Source organism: Gordonia sp. VNK1 (assembly GCF_040049135.1).
In the GTDB taxonomy this organism is placed as follows: domain Bacteria; phylum Actinomycetota; class Actinomycetes; order Mycobacteriales; family Mycobacteriaceae; genus Gordonia; species Gordonia oleivorans.
Genome location: NZ_JBDZDJ010000006.1, coordinates 294026 through 312479 on the forward strand (window position 1 = coordinate 294026; position 18454 = coordinate 312479).

Here is an 18454-nt window from a genome sequence, read left to right on the forward strand (position 1 = left end):
ACCTGACAGGTCAGTCTACCGGCGGACCATGTCGACGAAGTAGGCATGCACACGTCGGTCGCCGGTGACCTCCGGATGGAAGGACGTGGCGAGGACGTCACCTTGGCGTACCGCGACCACCCGGCCGGCCGCGGGACCGTCCGGAACACGGGCGAGGACCTCGACGCCGTCGCCGGTCGATTCGACCCAGGGTGCCCGGATGAACACCGCACGCATGGGGGTCGCGTCGGTGATCCCGGCGACCTCGAGATCGGTCTCGAAGGACTCCACCTGACGTCCGAATGCGTTGCGCCGCACCGTGATGTCGAGAGCGTCGAGGTGGCGCGCGTCGGCCCGGGTGTCCAGGATCGACGACGCCAGCATGATCATGCCGGCGCACGATCCATAGGCGGGCATGCCGTCGGCAAGACGCCGCCGGAGCGGATCGTAGAGGTCGAACACCCCGAGCAGTTTGCTCATCGTCGTCGACTCCCCGCCCGGGATGACCAGGCCGTCGACGGAGTCGAGTTCGGCGCGTCGGCGGACGGCGAGCGCGTCGGCACCTGCCTCGGTCAGCGCGGCCAGGTGCTCACGCACATCCCCCTGCAGAGCCAGAACACCGATGCGAGGCGCGCTCACCGCTCCTGCCGCGCGTGCTGGTCGGCGGGCATGGTGCGCCCGAGTCGGGTCAGCCCTTCTTGGGTGACCGCGGCGACCATCCGGCCGGCACGGTCGAAGATGCGTCCCTGCGTGAGGGCTCGCCCACCGCCGGCCGACGGCGAGGTCTGGTCGTAGAGCAGCCATTCATCGGCGCGGAAGGGGCGCAGAAACCACATGGCGTGATCGAGGGAGGCGACCTGCGGCGTCACGTCGGGATGGGGCACCCGTGACGATCCGAGCAGAGTCATGTCGCTCATGTAGGCCAGCGTGCACACGTGGATCGTCTGGTCGTCGGGCAAGGGATGGCGGTAGCGGAACCACACCCGCTGCTGCGCGGCGAAATACTCGTTGGTGATCATCTGCTCGGCCGGCACGACCCGGATGTCGAAGTTCGTCCACTCCCGCAGGACCGCCTGTTCCTCGACGCTCAGATCGTCTGCGCGATCCGGCAATTCGTCGGGATTCGGCGCCGGGGGCATCCGGTCCTGGTGTTCGATGCCGTGATCGCTGGTCACGTGGAAGGACGCGGACATGGTGAAGATGGCCTCGCCGTTCTGGATTCCGGTCACGCGCCTGGTGGCAAAGGACCGTCCGTCGCGGACGCGGTCGACGAGGAAGACCGCGGGGATGTCGGGATTGCCCGGGCGGAGGAAGTATCCGTGCAGCGAATGCACCGCGAACTCGTCGCCGACGGTGCGAGTGGCCGAGACCAACGATTGCCCGGCAACCTGTCCGCCGAAGGTCCGCTGGAGGTGGCTCTCGAACGCCCCACCCCGGTAGATGTCGGTCTCGATGCGCTCGACGCGCAGGATGTCCTCGATGTCTGCCACCGGACAAGTATCGCGCACCGTGCCCGGACCCTGCGACGCGGCGTCAACCAGGTTGCGACGCCGCGTCCCTGTCACAGCTCGTCGAGACGAACCAGTCCGTCCTGCACCGCGCGGGCCACCAGCGCCGCCTTGGTCGGCGCGGTGCGGCCGAGTTCGGCGTACTTGGCGCGGATGCGGGTCAGGTGGGTGTTCACGGTGCCCAGGGAGATGAACAGTTCCTGCGCGACCGCGGGCTTGGAGTCGACCATCAGCCAGGTGCGCAGCACCTCGACCTCACGGGTGGTCAGGTTCGGGCGCGGCAACTCCGGGACCTCGGGGGCCTGCGGCTCGCGGGCCTCGGGAACCAGGTGAATCCGGGGCTCGGCGACGGGAGCGGCCTGCTGACCGGGCAGCGGCATCCGCCGTGCGGCCAGACGGGCCAGAGCCTCGGTGCGACGCCGATCGGCCTCGGCGCGACGACGGGCGGCCTGGGCGAGGTTGCCGGCGGGGATGTGCGAAACAACTGCGGTCATCGTGTGCTCCTGTGCGTGTCGTGTGTCTTCTGGTTGGTGGGCTCGGTTACCCGATGCACAAGACGTTATGGGCGTTTCGCAAGAAGGTCGATGGGGAGAACTCCCCTGCCCATGGGTAGTTCTACCCATGGAATACGTGCAGTTCAGAGGGGGTGCACGGACGAGATTCCCGGACTCTACCCATGGTCCCCGTCGCGACTACCCACCGCACTCCCCTGTCATTCCCCCGACTCGGGGACACGGGACCGTCGCATCACTGACAGCGCTCACCAGGTCACTGACAGCGCCCACCGAGTCACTGACAGCGCTCACCCGGTCACTGACAGCGCCCAACCTCAGGAAGCCTGAGCGCTGTCAACGACGTGGCGAGCGCTGTCAGCGTGGTACAAAGCGCTGTCAACGTGGCTGAGAGCGCCGTGAGCTCGCGGCGTTGCGGGCCGCTTCCTCGTCGATCAACGGGAGATCGTCGCGGGTCACGATGCGCGAGGAGATGGCGTACTCGATCAGCCGTGCCCGACGATTGCTCGCGAGCTTTCCGCCACCGGCACGCATCCCGCTGACCCCGAGTTGATCGAGTTTGTCGCAGACGTTGTCGAGTTTGCGGTTGAACTTCGTCAGCGGCCAGCCCAGTCGGGCAGCGGCTTTCGCCGACGAGGGGATCGCGCTGGCACCGGTGCCCTCACGACGCAGGATCTCCTCGGCCAGCACCACGATGAGCAGCTTCTGACTCTCGGTGAGCATCGGCACGCCCTCGGTGGTGCGTCCGACGGCGAAGGACTGCTCGGTGACCGGACGCACCTGCGGCGCCGTCGCGTAGACGATCAGCTCGTAGGTGGTGGGCCCGGCGGTGAACACGACGGTGGTCTCCCCGAACACGAGCGGCATCCGCGCCCCCGGCCCGAGGGTCGCGGAGAATCCGACGTCGCCGGCGGACACACTCGCCGACAGGTGACTCCCGAGATTGGTGAGCCACCACAGCCCGTTTTCGTTGTGCAGCAACAGAAATCGACGATGGAGATACGGATTGTCGTCGACGGAGAGATCGGCCTCACGACCGATGGTGAATCGACGGTCCCCGGGCAGCGGAAACCGCTCGCCGCAGTAGTCGACGTACGTCATCCCCGGCGGTACCGATGTGCCGCTCCCGGTGGGTTCGTACTCAGGAACCATTCAACTCGACCCGATCATTTCTCCGTTGTCGGCGCGGTGTCCGGTGCGTCGTCGTCGGAATCATCCGTCCCGTCGGCAGCCGCCTCGGAATCCGGGGTGGCCGAATCGGTTTCGCCCGGCCCGGTGTCGTCCTGCTCGGTGTCGCCCGACCCGGCGTCGTCTGTGGTGGTCGGCGTGTCGGACGCATCCGACGCACCGGCCTCCGATTCCTCCCCGTCGACGATCGGTATCTGCAGCGTGGCCACCGACTCGTGGACCTCGACGACGATGACGGTCACGTTGTCGTGGGCGCCGAGTTCGAGGGCGGCCTCGACGAGGTCGTCGGCGGCACGTTCGGCCGTGTCGGCGTCACCGAGGATCCGCGCGATCTCGTCGTCGGGCAGTTCCCCGGTCAGCCCGTCCGAGCACATCAGCAGGATGTCACCGGGCAGGGCGACGGTGCTGAAGTAGTCGGCCACCGGATCGATCATCCCGGCACCGAGAGCACGGGTGATCACGTTGCGGCGCGGATCGGTCCGCGCCGCCTCGGGCGTCAGGAAACCCGCGTCGATGAAGTCCTGGACCTGCGAGTGATCGCGGGTGAGCTGTTGCAGGGTGCCGTGCTGATACCGGTAGGTCCGGGAATCCCCGATGTTGAGGATCAGCCAGTGTGGTTCACCCTCGACGGTCACCAGCAACGCCCCGGTGGTGGTGGTCCCGGCCCGGCGTTCCGACGAGGTCTCGATCTCCGAGATACGCGTCTGCGCCTCGTCGAGCAGATCGATCAGTGATTTCTGCGTCTCGATCAGTTCCCCGGCACCGTCGGCCGCCGACAAGGTGAGCAGGGCGGCCTCGCTGGCCAATTCACCGCTGTCGTGGCCCCCCATACCGTCGGCGAGCAGGTACTTGCCCGGCATCACCAGCGCAGCGTCCTCGTTGGTTTCCCGCACCCGACCGACACTGCAGCGCACCGCCCACTCCAGCCGCAAATTCTGGACGAAATGGGTGCCCGCCGTCGCCGCATCACGGACGATGCTCACCGAATCCATGGTCAGCAGATCCTACCGGCGCCGACACCGAAACAGTCAGCAGGCCACACCGAGTTGACGCTGTTCATCCGACCGGCGCCGCTACCAGCCACGCTCGGCGAGACGATGCGGAGCCGGGATGTCGTCGACGTTGATGCCGACCATCGCCTCCCCCAGGCCCCGGGAGACCTTGGCGAGCACATCCGGGTCGTCGTGAAAGGTCGTCGCAGCCACGATGGCCGCCGCGCGCTGCGCGGGATTGCCGGACTTGAAGATGCCCGAACCGACGAACACGCCCTCGGCACCGAGTTGCATCATCATCGCGGCGTCGGCCGGGGTGGCGATACCGCCGGCGGTGAACAACGTCACGGGCAGCTTGCCGGCTCGCGCGACCTCGACGACCAGCTCATACGGCGCCTGCAGTTCCTTCGCCGCGACGTAGAGCTCGTCGGCGGGCAGGGAGGTCAGGCGACGGATCTCGTCGCGGATCTTGCGCATGTGGGTCGTCGCGTTGGACACGTCGCCGGTGCCGGCCTCGCCCTTCGAGCGGATCATCGCCGCGCCCTCGGTGATACGTCGAAGTGCCTCACCGAGATTGGTCGCACCGCAGACGAACGGAACCGTGAAGGCGAACTTGTCGATGTGATTGGCGTAGTCGGCCGGGGTGAGCACCTCGGACTCGTCGATGTAGTCCACGCCGAGGCTCTGCAGGATCTGTGCCTCGACGAAGTGCCCGATGCGCGCCTTGGCCATCACCGGGATGGACACCGCGCTGATGATTCCGTCGATCATGTCCGGATCACTCATCCGCGACACCCCACCCTGGGCGCGGATGTCGGCGGGCACACGCTCGAGGGCCATGACCGCCACCGCACCGGCATCCTCGGCGATCTTGGCCTGGTCGGGGGTGACCACGTCCATGATGACGCCGCCCTTGAGCATCTCGGCCATTCCCCGCTTGACCCGGGCAGTCCCCAGACCGGATTCCGTGATGGGGGTGTTCGGTTGGCTCACTGATGCTCTCCTGCTTCTCGTTCTCGCATGTCCGCGCGCCGCGAACGTCTCCGATCCAGGATAGGCGAGGGTCATCGGATGATGATCGCCGGTCCGGACGCCGGACGACGGTGCCGACGCAATCGGGGAAACAGCGCAGAGGTTCAGCTCGGGGGGTTCAGCTCGGGGGGACCCGCTCGACGATCTCGAAGTACTCGGGTCGTTTGGCCGTGCCCCCGAGTCGCAGGAGACGCACGAGCCGACGGTCGGCGAGGCTGCGGGTGTCACGGACGGCGTCGTTGTAGAAGCGTCGCGCCATCATCACTCGGGTTTCGGCGTCGGCGAGTTCGGCCACCAGCGCCGGTGGGCGCGCGCCGGGATCGAGGTGTCCCAGGGCCACCGACAGTTCGTTCTCGGCGTCCTCGCGCTGATCCCGCGCGGCGTGTTCGGCGGCGTCGGCCCGCGCGACCAGCGTTCGTGCCGCGGCATGGATGTCGGCGTCATCGGAATCGTCCATCCACGCGGCGATCGCCCGCACGACGACGGTCCGTCGTTCCAGCGCCGCCTCCAATGCCTGCCAGGCCAGGTCGACGCGGACATTGAGCCGGTCGAGTCGATTGGCCCGCCCGTACGCCCAGCCACCGACGATCACCACCACGATGGCCGCCACGACGAGGAGCACGGTCACAGCCGTCGACATGATCGCCCTCCCTGCATCCGGGTCGCGCCGCGATGAGCCGCCGCGACATCATCACCGCACATCATCATCACCGCACATCAGTCCGACACCACCACGGACCCGGCGCCCACGGTGACCGTCTCGTAGACGCGCATGATCTGATCGGCGACCCGCGACCAGTCGTACCGATCCGCTCGCGCGCGACCGGCCGCCACCTGCGCGGCGCGGGCGTCGTCGTCGGAGAGCAGGCCCACGATGGCCTCGGCCAGTTCGTCGGCGGCGCCGACACCGACCAGGGTGCCTGCCCGCCCGTCGTCGAGCACCCGCCGGAACGCATCGAGCTTGCTCGCGACGACCGCCGCGCCCGCGGCCATGGCCTCCACCAGCACGATGCCGAAACTCTCACCGCCGAGATTCGGGGCGCAGTACACGTCGGTCGATGCCAACGCCCGGGCCTTCGTGTCGTCGTCGACCTGCCCGAGGAACACGAGGTGATCGGCCAGGTCGCCGGCGCGCCGGCGCAACGCCTTCTGGTTGCCGCCGCCGACCACCAGCACCCGCAGGTCGGGGAAGGCAGCCACGACCGTCGGCAGCGCCCGCATCAGGATGTCGATGCCCTTGCGGGGTTCGTCGAAGCGTCCCAGGAACAGGACTGAGCGCCCCGGCCACGGGTAACCGTCGAGCGGTTGGGCAGTCGCGAACGACGCCACGTCGACGCCGTTGGGGATCTCCACCGCATCGGAGCCGAGGGATTCCATCTGCCAACGACGGGCGAGTTCACTGACCGCGATCTTGCCCGCGATCCGTTCGTGGTACGGGCGCAGGGCACCCTGAAAAGTGCTGAGCCACAACGATCGTGACGTCGAGGTGTGGAATGTCACGACGATCGGACCGGATGCCACCATCAGCGCCATCATCGACAGGCTGGGTGAATTCGGTTCGTGCACATGCAGAACGTCGAAGTGGTTGTCGGCGATCCAGCGGCGCAGGCGCCGATATCCGTTGGGGCTGAAGTTCACTCGCGAGACCGACCCGTTGTACGGGATCGCCAGCGCCCGCCCGCCCGGGACCACGTAGTCGGGTAGCTCGTCGGCATGATCGGTCGGCGCGATCACACTCACGAAGTGGCCACGCTCGATGAACACCTGGGCCAGTTCGACGACGTGGGCCTGGACACCGCCGGGGACGTCGAAGGAGTACGGGCACACCATCCCGATTCTCATGTGGCCCCCTGCACCCGGGCCCGCTGGCGGTCGGTCCAGTCGGCCTCCCACAGGGGCTGCAGCATGTGCCAGTCGGTCGGGTGCGCGGCGATGTTGGCGGCGAAGGCGTCGGCCAGCGCCTGGGTGGCGGCCTCGACGCCGACCGACACGTCGATCTCCTGACCGCAGCTGATCTGTGAATACGGCGCCTCGGTGAACCAATGATGCACCGGCAGCAGGCCGGCGCCGGTCTCGATCGCCAACCGTGCCGACCCGGCGGGCATCCGGGTGCGCTCACCGAAGAAGGTGACCGGCACACCATGGCGGGCGATGTCACGCTCACCGAGCAGACAGACGACGCCGCCGGCCCGCAGACGCTCGGCGAGCAACCCGAACGGGGGTTGCTCACCGCCGGAGAGCGGAAAGATCTCGAAACCCAGCGACTCGCGGTACTCGACGAACCGCCGGAACAGCGACTCCGGTTCCAGGCGTTCGGCGACGGTGGCGAAGCTGCCCCGATTCTGGACCAGCCAGACCCCGGCCATGTCCCAGTTCCCGGTGTGCGGCAACGCCAGGATCGCGCCCTTTCCGCGATCGAGAATGGCGTCGAGACGAACCTGGTCGTCGGCGGGTACGTCGACCGTGGCGGCGGTGGCGGCGAAATCCTGGGCCGGTAGCCGGAAGGCCTCGTACCAGTACCGCGCATAGGACCGCATGGCGTCCTCGACGAGGTCGTCGGGCACCTGCTCGGGGGGCGTCCCGATCACGCGGGCCAGGTTGCGCCGCAACTGTTCCGGGCCGCCGTCGCGGCGCCCGGCGAATGCCCCGCCCCGGTCGAACAACGCACGCGCGAGACCGTCGGGTGCGTGGCGCACGCCCGCCCAGCCGGCCCGATACCCCAGGTCGGTCAGTTCCGCCCGGACACGCTCAAGCATCGGCGCCGGTGGAGTCGGTGCCCGCGGTACCGGTGGTGCCGGTGCCGCCGGAGTCCCCGGCATCGCTGTCCGGATCGGCCGGCGCGGCCAGCGGAATCAACTCCCGCGCCCCCGGCGAGGCGGCGATCGAGAACATCCGCTGACCCACCGTGATCACGCTGCCCACGGCGAGCAGCCACATCGCCACGTGGATCGCCCACCACAGACCCAGACCGGTGAATCCCGCACCGACCAACACGATGATGAGGCGATCGGGCCGTTCGATGAGACCACCGTCGCCGTACAGTCCCGCCGCCTCGGCGCGGGCCTTCGCATAGGAGATCACCTGCGAGGTGACCAGGCAGATCAGCGTGGCGATGAACAGCAACTGATGCGGCTCGGTCCACACGCACCACCAGGCCAGGCCGGCGAAGATCGCGCCGTCGGCGATGCGGTCGCAGGTGGCGTCGAGCACCGAACCGAATCGGGTGCCACCACCGCGGGCACGGGCCATCGCACCGTCGAGCATGTCGAACATCACGAACAGCCAGATGACCAAGGTGCCGATGAACAGATGCCCCATCGGGAACAGGGTCACCGCCGCGGCGATCGTGGCGACGGTGCCGATCACCGTCATCATGTCGGGGGTGAGCCCGGTACGCAGCAGGGCGCGACCGATCGGCAGGGTCACCTTCGACACCGAAGCGCGGCCCAGGATGCTCAGCACCGATCCGCTCCCTGCGCCCTGGGACGCGAGCGTCTCATCGCTGTTCTCCCGCGTCCGCGGTGTAGCCGTGCGCGATCCAGGCGTCGGCGAGCAGGGCGCGGGTGTCACGCAGCAACTGCGGCATCACCTTGGCCCCACCGACGACGGTGATGAAGTTCGCATCACCCACCCACCGCGGCACGATGTGCTGATGCAGATGCTCGGCCAGCGACCCGCCGGCCGCGTACCCGAGGTTGAGTCCGACGTTGAAGGCGTTCGGGTTCGACACCGACTTGATCGTGCGGATCATCCGCTGCGTGAACGCCATCAACTCCGCCGACTCCCCCGGGGTCAGTGCCTCCAGATCGGCGACCTGCCGATACGGGACGATCATGGTGTGTCCCGGGTTGTACGGATACAGATTGAGCACCGCGTACACGTGCTCACCGCGGGCGACGATCAACCCGTCCTCGTCGCTCATGGTCGGGATGTCGAGGAACGGATGCCCGGTCGAGGTCGTCGACGGCGGATCGGCGGTGATGTAGGTCATCCGATGCGGACTCCACAACCGCTGCAGCCGATCCGGATCGCCGGTGCCGCAGTCCCGAATGGTCGACCCGGGCTCCCCCGCGTCGTCAGCCATCGGTGCTCTCACCCGCCTCGCCGGCGGAGATCAGATCCTTCGTCGGTGACTCGTTGCGCCGCGATGCCACCCAGTCGGCGATGACGTCGACGGCCTGCGCCGTCGGCACCCCGTTGATCTGGGTACCGTCACGGAATCGGAAGCTCACCGCGCCGGCGGCGACGTCGCGTTCGCCCGCGAGCAGCATGAACGGCACCTTTCCGGTGGTGTGGGTGCGGATCTTCTTCTGCATGCGGTCGTCAGAGTAATCGACTTCGGCGCGGATGCCGCGCTTCTTCAGATCGGCGATCACCGCTTGCAGGTGATCGACGAACGCCTCGGCGACCGGGATACCCACCACCTGCACCGGTGCGAGCCAGGCCGGGAATGCGCCGGCATAGTGCTCGGTGAGCACGCCGAAGAATCGTTCGATCGAGCCGAACAGGGCGCGGTGGATCATCACCGGGCGGTGCTTCGCGCCGTCGGCACCCGTGTATTCGAGACCGAATCGCTCGGGGAGATTGAAGTCGAGCTGGATGGTCGACATCTGCCAGGTGCGCCCGAGGGCATCCTTCACCTGCACCGAGATCTTCGGTCCGTAGAACGCCGCACCACCCGGATCGGGCACCAGATCCAACCCCGATTCCCGGGCGACCTCGGCGAGGGTGTTGGTCGCCTCATCCCAGGTGGCGTCGTCACCGACGGATTTATCCGGATTCTTCGTCGACAACTCCAGATAGAAATCGTCGAGCCCGTAATCCTTGAGGAGATCGAGCACGAAGGTCAGCAGCGAACGCAATTCGTCGCGCATCTGCTCGCGGGTGCAGTAGATGTGCGCGTCATCCTGGGTAAAACCGCGAGCCCGCGTCAATCCGTGGATCACGCCGGACTTCTCGTAGCGGTACACGGTGCCGAACTCGAAGAGCCGGAGCGGGAGCTCACGATAGGACCGTCCGCGCGAGCGGAAGATCAGATTGTGCATCGGGCAGTTCATCGGCTTGAGGTAGTAGTCCTGCGCCGGTTTGCGGACCGAGCCGTCCTCGTTGTATTCGGCGTCGAGCTGCATCGGAGGGAACATGCCCTCGGAGTACCAGTCGAGGTGCCCGGACACCTCGTACAGGTGGCCCTTGGTGATGTGCGGGGTATTGACGAATTCGTAGTCCGCCTCGATGTGCCGCTTCCGCGAGTAGTCCTCCATCTCGGTGCGGATGATCCCGCCCTTGGGATGGAAGACCGGCAGCCCCGATCCGAGTTCGTCGGGGAAGCTGAACAGGTCGAGTTCGGCACCGAGCTTGCGGTGATCGCGCCGTTCGGCCTCGGCGAGCAACTCGAGGTAGGTGTCCTGCGCCTCCGACGATTCCCACGCGGTGCCGTAGATGCGCTGCAGGTCGGCGTTGGCCTGATCACCGCGCCAGTACGCCGCCGAACTGCGGGTCAGCCGGAACGCCGCGATGTACTTGGTGGTGGGAACGTGCGGGCCACGGCACAGGTCGCACCAGATGCGTTCTCCGGTCCGGGGATTCAGGTTGTCGTAGGCGGTGAGTTCGGCCCCGCCGACCTCCATGACCTCACTGTCGGCGGCGGCACCCTTGTCGTCGATGAGCTCGAGTTTGAACGGCTCCTTGGCCAACTCCATCCGCGCCTCGTCCTTGGAGGAGTAGACGCGGCGGGAGAACCGCTGGCCCGACTTGATGATCTGTTTCATCTTCTTCTCGAGCGCGGCGAGATCGTCGGGGGTGAAGGGTTCGGCGACCTCGAAGTCGTAGTAGAAGCCGTCCTTGATCGGCGGCCCGATTCCCAGCTTGGCCTCCGGGAACAGTTCCTGCACGGCCTGCGCGAGGACGTGGGCGGTCGAGTGACGGATGACGCTGCGCCCGGCCTCGGTGTTGGCGGCGACCGGCTCGACGTCGGTGTCGAGTTCCGGCGTCCACGACAGATCCCGCAGGTCGCCGGCGGCGTCGCGCACCACGACGATGGCCTCGGGCCCCTTGTTGGGCAGATCGTGCTCACGCAGCGCGGTGCCCGCGGTGGTCCCGGCAGGCACACGCACGGTGGCTGGGTGACTCACGGTGACATCGTCGGGCACGGCGGACGCTCCTCGATACAGGCCGGTACGTTCACTCACGCACCGACGGGCTTTGCGGGTTCGACGTTGATCGTATCCGCGTGAGGTACCCCGGTTTGCCACCGGATGGGCGGAATTCACCAGCCGCGGTACCCGACACCGACCCGACCCACTCGCCCACGGGCCGGGTTCACAGGATGGGGCTCTCCGCCCACCCGGCATTGACGTCGAACAATCCGGCGAGCGTCCCGAACACGCCGAGCATCCACAGTGAGCCGACCACGACGGCGCAGGTTCCCAGCCCGACGAGACCCTGAACCGACCAGTGCCGTCGCTTCATCCACTCGATCCAGGCGTCGTACTTCGCGCGCGCGAAGGTCAGGAGGCGGTGCGCCCACTCGAATTCCGATGCGAGAATGCCGAGACCGATGAACACGATCACCCAACCGGGACCGGGATACGGGATCGCGAGAATGCCGACGGCCAGAACCAGGGCACCGACCACCCCGACGGAGATCCGATAGGTGAGATTCAGCCGAGGATCGCGCCGGACGATGTAGCGGCGTTTGCGCGCCCAGATCCTGAGTCGTTGCCAGGCCCGCACTGTCGGCTGTCCTCCTGTGTCGCGGTGGGGTCTCCAGGATAGCGACCGGGATCGTCGGTGGCGTCGGGCTTCGGGGCCTCACCGGACTCGGCGCCCACACGACCGGAAGCGCCGCGGTGTGCGACGACGAGCGTGACGATGATCGTGCCCAGCAGCACTGCCGGATAGGCACCCGAATACACCACCACTGCAAGGGAGTCGTACCAGTGCACATCGGCCCACCGCGGCATCATGAACACACCGATAGCGATGGCGTGATCCGAGGCGCGGTAGGGCCCACTGTTCCACCAGTTGTAGGACCACGCGAAGGAGCACACGACGATGCCGACGGGGCCGAGCCACCACCACCAGCGACCTCGATGGGCGCGCGTCCCCCGGTAGGCGGCCTCGACGGCGACGACGAGCAGCGGAACGAACCACACCCAGTGATGTCCCCACGAGAACGGCGACACCGCCGCACCGGTCATCGCCGCAATCGTCACCGACAGCAGACGCCACTGCCGTCGGTACGCGACGACCGCCGCCCAGAGTCCGAGCACCGCGGCGATCACCGCGATCGGCATCCACAACCACGCCGGTGCCTCGTACACGGTGCCGCCATCGGGGTACGGCTGGCGGAAGCGACTGATGTCGAAGTACGCCAGGAGCTGCGAAATGAACCCGTTGATCGACTGATTCGCCGGCGAATCCACCCGCCCGACCCGTGAGGCCCCGCCGACGTAGTCGCCCCAATAGTCGCGGGAGTCGCCGGGAATCACGATGAACCCGACGACGACGGTCGCCACGAACGCGACCACCGCCACCGCCGCGGCACGGAACCGGCGCACCGCGAGCAGGTAGACCACCATGAATGCCGGGGTCAGTTTGAGCCCGGCCGCGATGCCCACACCGGCGCCCCGCAACCACGACCGAGGTCGGCGCAGATCGCAGAAGACCAGGTCGGCGAGCACGATCAGCATCAGGAAGATGTTGATCTGCCCCAGCCAGATGGTGGTGCGCACCGGCTCGAGAGCCGTCACCGCGACACCCGCGCACAGCGCGAACAACCAGAGACGACGGTCCGCGCGGTAGCCGAGCGACCGGAATCCCAGTATCACGACGGCCACGAGGGCGAGGTAGATCCCCACCCACCACACCACCTTGGCCGCCGACAGGGGCATCACCGCGAACGGTACGAACACCACCGCCGCGAACGGCGGATAGGTGAACTCCAGGTGGGCCCACACGGCATGTTGGTACAGCGAACTCTCGTGCAGCACGGTGCCTGCGCCGGCGCGATACACCTTGAGGTCGGTCATGTTGTGGAACAGGCCGTAGAACGGATTCCCGTGGGGAATGACGGTGATCTGCCAAATCACGACGGCGACCGCGACGACCGCGGCACCGACCACCAATCCCCACCCGACGGATCGGCGATCCGCCGGGATGGTCGCTGTGGTGCGATCGACCGACATGCCATCACCGTACGACGGTTCCGACGCAGCTCAGAGCACATACCGTCGTGGCGCCCCGGATGTCGGGAATTTCGGGGTGGAAATAGTCGGAAATGCTGGAATTGTCGCGGCATCCGGGACCGCTTCCCCGGCGAATGTCAGTCGAAGTGTTTGATATCACTCGAATTCTGATACGCCGCCCACCCCGGATCTCCGGTGGCCGCGAAATCGACCCACGCCCGGTGCATCGCGTCCGCGAGTCGCTGATCCGGTTCGGGTCCGACCAGCGGATGCGCATCGGCGAGGTGATCGAAAACGAAGGGGATCTCCACCGCGTGTCCGGCGCGGATGTCGGCTTGCGGGCTCTGATGGCCGAACTCGTACAGGTGTGTCGACCCGGCCGGGCGGGACCCCGCGATGGCGGTCGTGGGAAGCGAGAATCCGCGCATGGTGAGTGCCTCGCTCACTGCATCCCCCGGGCTCGCCCCGTCGGCGAGGCGCGCCCGCAGGAACTCCGATCCGCCGGGTCCGCGACTCAGGATCACCGCGGCGGCGTCCTCGGTGACGGCCGCCGCGCCGCCGGTGGCGACCATGAAGAAGCGGAACTCGTCGGTATTCCAGCCGGCCACCAGTGGAACCCCGGCGCCGGCGCCGGCCGCGATCGCCTCGTGCGGGACGGCGGTGAGCACCTCGCCGTCGACCACCGGGAACTGCGACATGATGCCCATCCCGACGGAGATGACGGATTCGCCCCACAGCGCGGGATCCGGATTGACCATGAGTTCCAGGGCCACCTGCGACTGGGCGGACAGCAGATCGTCGGCACCGATCGCGCCGAATGCGTCGGCCGTCGCGTCGACGCCGAGGATCGCCGCCATCCGGGCGGTGATCGTGCGGGCATCGCCCGGATCGGCGGCCGCGGATCCGTTGCCGCTCTGCATGATCGCCCGCGCGAACAGTCCGGTCGCCCGGGGCGACGACAGCAGCGACGCGACGCTCATCGCGCCGGCCGACTCGCCGAAGACCGTGATGGCGTCGGGATCGCCTCCGAAGGCCGCGATGTTCTCGCGTACCCAATGCAGCGCGGCGAGCTGGTCGAGCAGCCCACGGTTCTCCGGCGCCCCGTCGATGGAGGCGAACCCGGCCGTACCGAGGCGATAGTTGACGCCGACGCAGACGACGCCGTCACGCGCGAACGTGTCACCGGCATACATCTCGATACGGTTGGAGCCGCGGGTGAATGCCCCGCCGTGGATCCACACCATCACCGGCAGTCCACCCGCACCGGGGTCCGGTGTCCAGATATTCAGGTTCAGGTAGTCGTCGCCGGGCACGATGACGTTGTCGAGGAGCGCCGCGATCGGTGCGGGGTATCCGACCTGCGGGGCCGTCGGGCCGTACGCGGTGGCCGGTCGCACTCCCTCCCACGCCGCGGCCGGCGCCGGTGCCGCGAACGCGGCGGGACCGATCGGTGGTGCGGCGTAAGGGATTCCGAGGTAGGACGAGATGCCCCCCTCGATGAGGCCGGAAACCCGGCCGGTGGAGGTGGTCACCACGGGAGCTTGGACGTCGGCTTGGGTCACGTCGACCGACGCTACGCGAACTTTTCGGTCGGCAGGCGCCGATCGCGGAGAGCCTGTGCCACGCTGGGTCGGTGAGCGAATCGGTGGACATCAACGGTGTGCGACGCGCAACGGTGCACGGCCTCGACGCCGTCATCATCGAGAGCGGCCACTCCACGGCGGCGATCTCGGTATTCGGCGGTCAGGTGATCTCGTTCGTCCCGGCAGGATCGGACACCGACGTGCTGTGGGTCTCACCGCAACTCGCCGCTGTGCCCACCCCGATTCGAGGCGGCGTCCCGGTGTGTTGGCCGTACTTCGCCCGCGAAGGCCAGAGCGGAGATGTCCCGTCGCACGGTTATGCGCGGACGGCGGAGTGGACACTCACCGGCGGCGCCCGCACCGACGCGGGCGTCGACCTGGAGCTCGAACCCCTCGGACTCGACCATCTCGCGGTCGGCCTACGGATGACCGTCCACGTCGGCACGCACCTCGAGATGGGTCTGCACACCCACAACCCCGGCGACGAGCCGGCGACCATCACCGAGGCCTTCCACAACTACTTCCGCGTCTCCGATGCCACCGATGTTCACGTGGAGGGCCTGGCCGGATTGCCCTATCTGGACAAGTTCGATGACATGAGAACCCATGAGCAGCAGGGTGATTGGGCACTCCCCCACGACCTCCCGCGCAGCGACCGGGTGTATTCCGGCTCCGGCGGGCGATACCGGCTCATCGATCCTGATCTGCGCCGGACCATCACGGTGGCGGCGCGGTCAGCGCGCAGCGCGGTGGTCTGGAACCCGGGTGAGGCGGGCGCGGCGACCATGGGCGATGTGGGTGCGCACTGGCGTGAGTTCGTCTGCGTGGAAGCGGCGAACGTCGGTCCGGACGCCGTGTCGGTACCGGCGGGCGCCACACATTCGATGTGGCAGACGATCGCGGTATCCGATCAACCGGCGGACTGAACTCAGCTCGGCAATCTCATAAAGTCTCGTAACTCCGCGAGGATTTATGCGACGCGCACGCGCCGGCACCAGGCGGCCGCGGCACCCACTCCCGATCGTGCGGTCAACACTGTTGCCCATCTTGGTCTACATGCATGATTTGATGCGCCACAACGCTCCACAACCCGTCGCAGTGACGTGCCAAGGCAAAGGCGACGATAACCCTCCATCTGTCTCATAATTTCGTCGTGTCGCGATACCTCTTCCACCCTTTTCGAGATAGTGTTCCCGTCATGACCTCGATCGGCCCGTCGACGCCTGCCGGGATGATGCTCGGCTATGCGCGCGCGGGTGGAGACACGTCCTCGGATGACCCGACTCTCGAATCCCAGATCGATGCACTCATCGAGAGCGGCGTGCCACCCGCCCGCGTCTACACCGACCAGACGCGCACGGATGCCCCCGACGCACCGAGGACAGGCCTCGACGCGCTGCTCGACTACGCACGAACCGGCGACACCGTCGTCGTCGTCGGAATCGACCGCCTCGGCCGTACCACGCCGGAGGTGTTGTCGACGCTGCGCACGCTCGCCGACCGCGAACTCGGGGTCCGCGCCCTGCGGGAGAGACTGACCACCACCGACGACGCGGGCGCCATGATCGTCGGCGTCCTGGCGTCGTTGGCCGTCGTCAACGAGGAGGCCGACGCCGGACGCCGGCGCACCCGGATCCGCGGGCCGGGTCATGGCAACGCCTCGCTCGGTCGTCCGCGCGTTCTCACCGATGACCAGGTGGAACTCGCAAAACGTATGCGCGCCAACGGAGATCCCGTACCGACAATCGCGGCCACCCTCGGGGTCAGCCGCGCCACGCTCTACCGAACACTCGCCGAGAAGAGGACCACACGATGACCATCAGCGGGCCCCGCGTCCTGCGCTTCCCGACCGCAGTCCCCGCCGAGTCGGTCATCCCCGATCGGACCCTGCCCGATCCCACGCTGGCCGATCCCACCGTCGATCCGGTGGAGTTCCAGCGCGGATATGACGACGCATCGACCTACCTCGCGTCGATGCCGCGTACCTGGGCGGTGCATCACGCGTCGACAGCCTTGGCCGACGGTTGCATTCCCGACATCAAGCAGAGCTACGAACGCGGCTATCGGGCCGCCCTGTACGGATTCCGGCGGCAGTCGAGGCACTGACCGATATCCCGTCGAGTGGGCGCCACATCCCGTCGAGTGGGCGTTGCTGCGCCCCTGCCGACGCCCGGGAGCTACCCTCGCGGACTCGTGAGGGGCTCAGTGCCCAGACCGCGGCGTCGAAGACCGCGCACAGCCACGCGAAGACGTCGGGTTGTGCATCATTGATCTGTGAGTTCGCCAGCACCACAGCCGATCTCGTCTCGTCATCGGTGCCGGCGAGGAACGCCGTGTAGCCCGGAACGTTGCCGGTGTGACCGTAGACGTATTCGGATCGGAGGCGGTGGGCAGCATGCCTCCCGACGCCGACGCACCGGTGGGACTGAGAGTACTTGGTGACGTCGTCGGGCTCGCCGGCGTCGGTGTATCCGCGAATGTAGGTTTCCGGCAAGGTGATCGAGGTCGGGCCCAGACCGACTGGGCGGTAGACCTCGTCCGCGAGCGCGGCGTCATGGATTCCGCCGGTGATCTGCTCGACGATGAGCCCGATGACGATGTTGTCGGTGTCGGAGTACTGAATACCGGGTCCCCGGGACGAGTATCGAGCGGCTCATCGGCCCACGAGTCCGGTGCCCGCCTATGGCTCTGCGACGTATGCCCGGTACCGCGGAGAGAGTCACAGCGCTCAGAAGACGAGCGATCTGCGGTTTTCGGTGGCGCCTGGCGAATGCCGACCACCCGATTGCGGTGGTCCCGGCTGGGATCGAACCAGCGACCTCCCCGGTGTGAACGGGACGCTCTTCCACTGAGCCACGGGACCGTGTTCCGACCCTCAACGGCGTCGGTGCACGAGCAGGAACAGTACACGCACACTCCCGGGTTACCCAAATCGCCTCGAGAGGCAGACGCCCACGACTGTTGCATGGACACCGGCATGACCGGCTCTCCTGATCGCGCCGCACCTGAGGTCCCCCGAGCCCCATCAACCACTCCGACAACGCTGCCCCCGCTCCACGGACATACTCCCCTCGACTGTTTGACCAGGCGATTTGGCATCTCCGTAACGTTCGGATAATGTTCTGTCCCGCATCGCGAGCACAACGGTCCACAAGATCGCTCGCGGGGCATGCGGATGTAGCGCAGCTGGTAGCGCATCACCTTGCCAAGGTGAGGGTCGCGGGTTCGAATCCCGTCATCCGCTCGGTGCGAGCAAGCTCGCCTCTGGTGGTGTGGCCGAGTGGTGAGGCAACGGCCTGCAAAGCCGTGCACACGGGTTCGATTCCCGTCGCCACCTCCAAGAGGGTCATTTCCACGCCAATTTCATAGCCCGCGCGATTAGCTCAGTGGGAGAGCGCTTCCCTGACACGGAAGAGGTCACAAGTTCAATCCTTGTATCGCGCACCACGAGAACCCGCCTGAATCGGCGGGTTT

Annotated in this window: 18 protein-coding genes and 4 tRNA genes; 6 read left to right on the top strand and 16 right to left on the bottom strand. The window is 67.3% G+C overall.

All coding sequences use genetic code 11. From position 1 onward, the window contains the following. Nucleotides 1-15 precede the first annotated feature (15 nt). The 15 genes from pdxT to ABLE94_RS10290 all read right to left on the bottom strand — a co-directional run bounded on the left by pdxT (nt 16) and on the right by ABLE94_RS10290 (nt 14959). Entirely contained in the window at nt 16-618 is a 603-nt protein-coding gene (pdxT, locus tag ABLE94_RS10220) for a pyridoxal 5'-phosphate synthase glutaminase subunit PdxT (RefSeq protein ID WP_348803647.1), read from the bottom strand. Further along, nucleotides 615-1469: an acyl-CoA thioesterase gene (locus tag ABLE94_RS10225; protein WP_348808682.1), complete on the bottom strand. Its 855-nt coding sequence runs from the start codon at nt 1467-1469 to the stop codon at nt 615-617. Before ABLE94_RS10225 ends, pdxT begins: the two co-directional genes overlap by 4 nt. A gap of 71 nt (nt 1470-1540) precedes the next feature. Continuing rightward, nucleotides 1541-1981: a response regulator transcription factor gene (locus ABLE94_RS10230; RefSeq protein ID WP_348803645.1), complete on the bottom strand. Its 441-nt coding sequence runs from the start codon at nt 1979-1981 to the stop codon at nt 1541-1543. A 396-nt stretch (nt 1982-2377) separates the two neighbouring features. Then, nucleotides 2378-3151: an FHA domain-containing protein gene (locus ABLE94_RS10235; RefSeq protein ID WP_348808683.1), complete on the bottom strand. Its 774-nt coding sequence runs from the start codon at nt 3149-3151 to the stop codon at nt 2378-2380. 14 nt (nt 3152-3165) lie between these two features. Continuing rightward, a complete protein-coding gene (locus tag ABLE94_RS10240) occupies nt 3166-4179 on the bottom strand; it encodes a PP2C family protein-serine/threonine phosphatase (protein ID WP_425476177.1) in 1014 nt (337 codons plus the stop codon). A gap of 81 nt (nt 4180-4260) precedes the next feature. After that, nucleotides 4261-5109 carry a pyridoxal 5'-phosphate synthase lyase subunit PdxS gene (gene pdxS / locus ABLE94_RS10245; protein ID WP_425476180.1) on the bottom strand — a complete coding sequence of 283 codons (849 nt, stop codon included), beginning with the start codon at nt 5107-5109 and terminating at the stop codon, nt 4261-4263. A 220-nt stretch (nt 5110-5329) separates the two neighbouring features. Next, nucleotides 5330-5851, bottom strand: a complete 522-nt coding sequence (locus ABLE94_RS10250; RefSeq protein ID WP_348808684.1) for a LemA family protein — start codon at nt 5849-5851, stop codon at nt 5330-5332. Between the two features lie 77 nt (nt 5852-5928). After that, a complete protein-coding gene (locus ABLE94_RS10255) occupies nt 5929-7053 on the bottom strand; it encodes a glycosyltransferase family 4 protein (RefSeq protein ID WP_348803640.1) in 1125 nt (374 codons plus the stop codon). Continuing rightward, on the bottom strand, nt 7050-7967 hold the full coding sequence (locus tag ABLE94_RS10260; RefSeq protein ID WP_348803639.1) for a phosphatidylinositol mannoside acyltransferase: 918 nt from the start codon (nt 7965-7967) through the stop codon (nt 7050-7052). The genes ABLE94_RS10255 and ABLE94_RS10260 overlap by 4 nt, the downstream gene beginning before the upstream one ends. Further along, on the bottom strand, nt 7960-8673 hold the full coding sequence (gene pgsA / locus ABLE94_RS10265; protein ID WP_348803637.1) for a phosphatidylinositol phosphate synthase: 714 nt from the start codon (nt 8671-8673) through the stop codon (nt 7960-7962). Before pgsA ends, ABLE94_RS10260 begins: the two co-directional genes overlap by 8 nt. 34 nt (nt 8674-8707) lie before the next feature. Then, nucleotides 8708-9295: an ATP adenylyltransferase gene (locus ABLE94_RS10270; RefSeq protein ID WP_348803636.1), complete on the bottom strand. Its 588-nt coding sequence runs from the start codon at nt 9293-9295 to the stop codon at nt 8708-8710. Beyond that, nucleotides 9288-11360 (bottom strand): threonine--tRNA ligase, encoded by a 2073-nt coding sequence (thrS, locus tag ABLE94_RS10275; protein WP_348808685.1) that lies wholly within the window; start codon nt 11358-11360, stop codon nt 9288-9290. Before thrS ends, ABLE94_RS10270 begins: the two co-directional genes overlap by 8 nt. 169 nt (nt 11361-11529) lie before the next feature. Further along, nucleotides 11530-11943 (bottom strand): TIGR02611 family protein, encoded by a 414-nt coding sequence (locus ABLE94_RS10280; protein WP_348808686.1) that lies wholly within the window; start codon nt 11941-11943, stop codon nt 11530-11532. Beyond that, entirely contained in the window at nt 11871-13397 is a 1527-nt protein-coding gene (locus ABLE94_RS10285; RefSeq protein ID WP_348808687.1) for a glycosyltransferase 87 family protein, read from the bottom strand. The genes ABLE94_RS10280 and ABLE94_RS10285 overlap by 73 nt, the downstream gene beginning before the upstream one ends. Nucleotides 13398-13534: 137 nt before the next feature. Next, nucleotides 13535-14959 carry a carboxylesterase/lipase family protein gene (locus ABLE94_RS10290; RefSeq protein ID WP_425476178.1) on the bottom strand — a complete coding sequence of 475 codons (1425 nt, stop codon included), beginning with the start codon at nt 14957-14959 and terminating at the stop codon, nt 13535-13537. A gap of 71 nt (nt 14960-15030) precedes the next feature. On the opposite strand from ABLE94_RS10290, the gene ABLE94_RS10295 reads away from it, so the two are divergent. From ABLE94_RS10295 to ABLE94_RS10305, 3 genes are all read left to right on the top strand, one after another. Then, entirely contained in the window at nt 15031-15906 is an 876-nt protein-coding gene (locus ABLE94_RS10295; protein ID WP_348808688.1) for a D-hexose-6-phosphate mutarotase, read from the top strand. A 272-nt stretch (nt 15907-16178) separates the two neighbouring features. After that, the gene (locus tag ABLE94_RS10300) at nt 16179-16796 is read left to right on the top strand and encodes a recombinase family protein (protein WP_348803630.1); all 618 of its coding nucleotides are present in this window, start codon (nt 16179-16181) and stop codon (nt 16794-16796) included. After that, nucleotides 16793-17086, top strand: a complete 294-nt coding sequence (locus ABLE94_RS10305) for a hypothetical protein (protein WP_348803629.1) — start codon at nt 16793-16795, stop codon at nt 17084-17086. The genes ABLE94_RS10300 and ABLE94_RS10305 overlap by 4 nt, the downstream gene beginning before the upstream one ends. A 685-nt stretch (nt 17087-17771) precedes the next feature. Here ABLE94_RS10305 and ABLE94_RS10310 read toward each other — a convergent pair. After that, nucleotides 17772-17843 (bottom strand) — tRNA-Val (locus tag ABLE94_RS10310). A gap of 308 nt (nt 17844-18151) precedes the next feature. Here ABLE94_RS10310 and ABLE94_RS10315 point away from each other — a divergent pair. From ABLE94_RS10315 to ABLE94_RS10325, 3 genes are all read left to right on the top strand, one after another. Further along, a tRNA-Gly gene (locus tag ABLE94_RS10315) sits at nt 18152-18224 on the top strand. A 22-nt stretch (nt 18225-18246) separates the two neighbouring features. Next, nucleotides 18247-18320: transfer RNA gene (locus tag ABLE94_RS10320), tRNA-Cys, on the top strand. 32 nt (nt 18321-18352) lie between these two features. Continuing rightward, nucleotides 18353-18427 (top strand) — tRNA-Val (locus tag ABLE94_RS10325). Nucleotides 18428-18454 lie beyond the last annotated feature (27 nt).